Annotated in this window: 3 protein-coding genes; 1 reads left to right on the plus strand and 2 read right to left on the minus strand. The window is 48.0% G+C overall.

All coding sequences use genetic code 11. From position 1 onward, the window contains the following. The first annotated feature begins 198 nt into the window (after window positions 1-198). Entirely contained in the window at window positions 199-1,842 is a 1,644-nt protein-coding gene (gene nadB / locus JWG39_RS15725; protein WP_205220395.1) for an L-aspartate oxidase, read from the plus strand. Between the two features lie 582 nt (window positions 1,843-2,424). Here nadB and yiaA read toward each other — a convergent pair. Together yiaA and glgP are read right to left on the minus strand one after the other, a co-directional pair. Next, a complete protein-coding gene (gene yiaA, locus JWG39_RS15730; RefSeq protein ID WP_240192181.1) occupies window positions 2,425-2,907 on the minus strand; it encodes an inner membrane protein YiaA in 483 nt (160 codons plus the stop codon). Window positions 2,908-3,040: 133 nt separating this feature from the next. Continuing rightward, window positions 3,041-5,572, minus strand: coding sequence for an alpha-glucan family phosphorylase (gene glgP / locus JWG39_RS15735; protein WP_205220396.1), 2,532 nt, complete (start codon window positions 5,570-5,572; stop codon window positions 3,041-3,043). Window positions 5,573-5,960: the final 388 nt, after the last annotated feature.

The raw sequence follows: 5,960 nt of genomic DNA on the forward strand, positions 1-5,960 counted from the left end.
CGTAATGAAGCAAGACAGCAGGCAGCAGAACAGGCAGCAGCTATGCAAATACACAAACGAAAATGCAGTCCACGACCACGAAAACGGTTAAAAAAGAAACATGCAATTTTCTAACCGGACACCACTGAGAATAAACGGTTTTCGTCCCAATACAGGCTTTCTGTCAGGCATCACATAAAAACCGAGGATACGCTAAACATGTGCAGGTATAAAACTCAGGTTTTGGTTATAGGTTCAGGTATTACAGGAACGACATGTGCCCTTGTTCTGGCTGAGGCCGGACTTAAGGTAACGCTTCTTTCTTCCGGACCTGAGCTCGACAGCGGCAATACCGCCCTGGCCCAGGGCGGTATTGTGTATCGGGGCAGGGAGGATAAGCCGCAGTTGCTGGCTGATGATATCGCTACGGCCGGGGCACATATCAACTCTCAACCGGCCCTGGATTTTATAAGCACCGAGGGGCCAAAGGCCGTTGACGATATCCTTATCAATCGGGCAGGAGTACCTTTTGAACGGGATAATAACGGGTTCCTCCTGACCAGGGAAGGAGCCCATTCCGTACCAAGGATTCTCTTTTGTGCCGACTACACGGGGCGGGCAATTATGGACGGGCTTACAACCGCTGTAAGAAAACAGCCTGATATCGAAGTTCTGACCGACAGAACGGCCATTGACCTGTTAACTACATATCACCACTCAAAAAATCTTTCCTTTAGATACCAGCTGCAAAACCAGTGCCTGGGGGCCTATGTTCTTAACAACAAAACCAATGAAGTGGAAACAAGGATGGCCGATTTTACGGTTTTGGCCTGTGGCGGGTTAGGACAGATTTTTTTACACACCACCAATTCTGCTGCCTGCATTGGTTCCGGATTAAGTATGCCCTTCAGAGCTGGTGCCAGGGTTATTAATTCTGAATTTGTTCAATTTCACCCAACAGCACTTTTCCACCATTCCAAACGAAAATTTTTGATTTCAGAAGCTGTCCGGGGAGAGGGCGGACAATTGGTCAACGCCAGTCGTCAGCCATTTATGCAGAATTATGATCCCAGAGGGGATTTGGCTCCCAGGGATATTGTGGCCAGGTCAATCGTGGAAGAGATGCTGCGTACAGGCGTGGAATGTGTGTTTTTGGATATGACTCAATGCCGGGTAAAAGACCTCAAGAAAAGGTTCCCAACAATTGCAGCCAAATGTCAGGAAATTGGAATAGATATTGCTAAAGACCTGGTGCCGGTCGTCCCTGTTGCCCATTATTTTTGTGGTGGAATTTTGGTTGACACCAGTGGTCAAAGTACTCTGAAGCGTCTTTTCGCCGGGGGGGAATGCAGCTGCACCGGGGTTCATGGGGCCAACAGACTGGCCAGCACCTCTTTGTTGGAAGGTGTATTGTGGGGTCGTTCCATTGCGGAAACGATTGTGGCGAAAATAAACAGGGCATCTTTTGTAAAGGAAAAATATCTCAGTTCTATTCCCGATTGGATAAGTCCAGGCAGGGAAGAAAATGAAGATCCGGCCCTGATTGCCCAGGACTGGATGAACATTAAAACCACCATGTGGAATTATGTTGGCATTACCAGAAATGCCAACCGCTTGCAAAGGGCGTTTTCTGATTTGCGGACGTTGAACAAGGCATTGCACGATTTTTATAAAAAGACGCCGATTTCAAAGCCTATCGTCGATCTTTTTCATGGCTCCCAGGCAGCCTATATCGTGACTATCGCGGCCATGAACAACCATCTGAGTCAGGGCTGTCACTTCAGGACGGACAGCGATGCAAATCCAGAAAACGGAACTTCTCAAAAGTCCGTGGAAAGTATCTGCAAGGGTAAATTCAAGTAATACCATTTACCTTTTGTCTTGGCGGATTCAAGGGCAGGGGGATGGGAAAAGCAAAAGACGGAACAGCGAAAAACTTTTTGCCAAAGGAAAGCTCTAAAAATGCGAATAAAGGCAAAAAACTTTAAAAAAAGATTTTAAAATTAAACAGAGAATTGCTGTTGTTCTCTCTTTGCGCTCTTCGTGGTTACAAACTGCAAAAGGAACCACGAATAGACACGAATTTTCACGAACAGGGACAACGCATTAAACGAAAACGTTTGTATCCGAAGTTAAGCCGTACAGTGCACCGCATGAGAACAGACCCTGCTCCTTATGGGATGATAAGCAGAAACAATACATTGCCATAGTTCTCATGCAGTTTGCTACCACGGAAAACATCAATTACCTCAAAGCAAATAACAGACCGAATTCAACCACAAGGTATTCTCTTATAGTTTTTTCAGTAATAATTCGTGTTTATTCGTGTCCATTCGTGGTTCCTTTTTTCGTTTGTAACCATGAATGGATAAACAGGATACAAAACGGGTTAGAACTTAATAGGAATGGTATAACTTAGTAGGAATGTTGTGACGTATATTAGTATTAAATTATTTCTGATTTTTCTGAAGCTGTATCTACAATCTCCTCCGACTTTGGAAATACAGAAGAATCGATTTCCTTTAATTCATTTGTTAAATCCCTCGTGTTTTTTTGCACCGTTATTACCGCAAATAAAGAGAGAACAAATGAAATTCCATAAAACCCCTTTTCACTTAAAAAGATATCAGCATTTATTAGACCAATTACCAATAAAGCAATGCCCGATGTAAAAGCAACCCAACAGATACCTACAAATATTTGTGTCACAGGCAGCCCCTCTTCTTTATCTCTGATTGTTTTCTGTAACGTTACAGATGCAAACATCGCGAGTAAGAAGACTGCAAGATAGAACCCTTTTTCATTTAATTCAAATGTAGAATTCCAAAGCCCTGTTAAATAGCTTGAAATACCTATGGCCAAAACCCCCCACGTTGCCAATACATAAGCTGTAGATGGTTTATTTGAATTTGTATTATCTAATTTCAAAGTTATACCCCCTGTTTGTTGTTAATTTAATTCCTGAATGAGTTGCTTCTAAATTCGCCAATAGAAAGTGAAAATGGCATTGAGTGAGGTCGCAACTTAATCGGAATGGTATTACATGAATTCAATGAACCCTTCAGTCATTCCAGAGGATGTGGCAGTCCTCCAGTGGAATCCTGGCACCGGGGAATCTCGGAACCACCCGCGCCGTATAATCCGTTGCCGGACGCTGAGCCGAAATTACAGCATGATACCCGGTGCAGTCTGATTCATCCGAGGATTGAATACTGCGCATCATCTCCTGGCATTCGGGGTCACCGTGTGTGTCTTCGGTATAGAGTTCCACCTTGACGCTTTCCGGGTCAAGTCCATTAAGAAAAAGCTGGACGTTGAATTCATGCTGTTTATCTCTGGTTTCCACCGTTGTCCCATCAAAACGCAGGGTGTTCCATTTCTGCTCAAGGGACTGTTGCCATTCTACTATTTGCAGGGCCTTTTGGCCCTGGTCTGCCACGCGTTGACGATAGGCTGCTGCTGCAGGCAGGTAGTATGCTTCGGTGTAATCGCGTACGGAGCGGTTTGTCGAAAACTGCGGGGTCAGACTCGCCATGCTTTCGCGCATTTTTGCTACCCAGGCAACAGGAACACCCTGGTTGTTGCGCGTGTAAAATTCCGGGATAATCTCTTGTTCGAGCAGGTTGTAGAGGGCCTCTGCTTCCAGGGCATCCTGCTTTGGATCGTCGCCATGCTCCAGCCCATCACCCAATGCCCAGCCCACCTCCGGAGTGTACGCTTCTGCCCACCAGCCATCAAGCTCAGAGAGGTTAATCCCGCCGTTGACAAGCACTTTCATGCCACTTGTTCCGCAGGCTTCCCAGGGTCTTCGGGGTGTGTTGAGCCAGACATCAACGCCACGCACCAGGTGTTCCGTCAGCTGCATGTCATAGTCGCTGATAAAAATGACATGGAGGCGGGCTTCCGGGCGGGAGATAAATGTATTCCACTCCTGAATCATCATCTGTCCCTCCTTGTCTGCTGGATGGGCCTTGCCAGCCAGGATGAGCTGGACCGGTCGATCCGGGTTGGTCAGAATTCGCAGCAGCCGTTCCTGATCATGGAGGAGCAGATTTGGACGCTTATAGGTGGCGAACCGACGGGCAAATCCCAGTGTGAGGGCATCGGGGTTGAGCAATTTCAAAATGACACCTGCTCCAGAGGCTGCCTGTTGCAGGCAGGAGCGCGCACGGGCATATTCAATCAGCGCCTTGCTGGCGGCGAGACGAAAATTCCACAAACACTCATCTGACACTTTACGAATCTGCTGTTCCAGTAAATCTGTCTCACCCAGCCACCGTGATTTGCCGCAGTTTCTTCTCCAGAGATCATTTGCTTCGGCTGATTCCCAGCTCGAGATATGGACACCATTGGTAACGTGACCGATGGGGATTTCCGACGTTGGCCAGCGGGGGAAAAGGGGCTGAAAAAGATTTCGACTGACCTTCCCGTGCAGCCTGCTCACGCCGTTTACCGCTCCGCTGCCATGGATGGCCAGGGCTGCCATATTAAAAGGTTCCAGGGGGTCTGCCGGATTGCTGCGTCCCAATGCCAGCAGATCAGAAAGACCGATGCCGAGTATTTTCTGGGCGTAGCCACCAAGATACCGCGCAATCAGTTCTGGTGAAAAACGATCAAACCCGGCGGATACGGCCGTATGGGTGGTAAAGATGTTTCCCGGGCGGGTTGCCGCCAGTGCCACCTCGAAAGACTGGCCATTTTTCTGCATGAAGCTGGCCGCGCGATCCAGCACGGCAAATGCCGCATGCCCTTCGTTGAGATGGCAGACCTCGGGATGGATTCCCAGAGTTTCAAGAAGGCGCCAGCCGCCAATACCGAGAATCAACTCCTGTTTAAGCCGCAGTTCCGAGTCGCCGCCATACAGTTCACTGGTGATACCGCGATGCTCGGGATAGTTGGCGGCATCGTTGCTGTCCAGCAGATACAGCTTGACGTTGCCGACGATAACCTGCCATGTGCGGAGCCAGATAGAGCCCACCGGCAGATTAATCTTCAGCCGCAGCCATTCGCCGTTTGCTTCCCGCAGCGGTGTGATGGGCAGCTGACCGGGATCGTTGTACGGATAGAGTGCCTGCTGGGCACCGTTCGGGTCAATCACCTGTCGAAAATAGCCCCGCTGATAGAGAAGACCCACACCGATCACCGGCACCCCCAGATCACTGGCGGCTTTAAGCTGATCCCCCGCCACGTTGCCCAGCCCTCCTGAATAAATAGGAAGCGCTTCACTGAGCATGAATTCCATACAGAAATAGGCGATGCAATGAATCGATTCCTTTTCGTGCACCTGTTGAAACCAGCGTTCCGGTGTTTCCGCCTTTTGCCGTTTTCCCGCCAGACTCTCTACATTTGCGCGAAATGTGGAATCGGCCAGCATCTGTTTGATGCGCTCCCGTGAAACGGTTTGCAGTACAACCCAGGGGTTGTGTGTGATGGCCCACAGCTCGGGATCCAAATCACGCCAGATCTTGTCGGTAGCGTGATTCCACGACCAGTTAAGGTCCAGTGCCAGCTCCACCAGTAAATCGCAGCCGTCAATATCGATTGGAAGTAAATGGTGAAAATAATCTGAGGTATGATTGTGTGTGTCGTTCATGATTGCTCCTTGTCCAGTGCAATTTTCTCGTGCGCTGAACGACTGATTGAATCTGGCAACATCCCTGTCTCTAAACTGCAGCGTAATCTCATTGGTGGGAACCTTAAATAATTGACTCAACTTCCCGTGTAGACTTGACTCTGTGAGGATTTTTGATTTTCTCGTGATACCTGATGTGACGATTGAATAAAGATAAGAGTAATTCCTCACCATTCGCGTAAAATTATTTCAATTTATTCCTTTTTTTGATTAACTGCCGAGATGACTACTATACCAAAAGTTTTAACCGAAAGAATTGATGATTTTGTCCTGCTGATTGGCCTTCTCAAACGAATGGGTGTGGTAGAGCTTTTTGATGCTCATCTCCCACGCCATGGGCATCATCAAG

The organism is Desulforhopalus vacuolatus (genome assembly GCF_016918505.1).
In the GTDB taxonomy this organism is placed as follows: Bacteria; Desulfobacterota; Desulfobulbia; order Desulfobulbales; family Desulfocapsaceae; genus Desulforhopalus; species Desulforhopalus vacuolatus.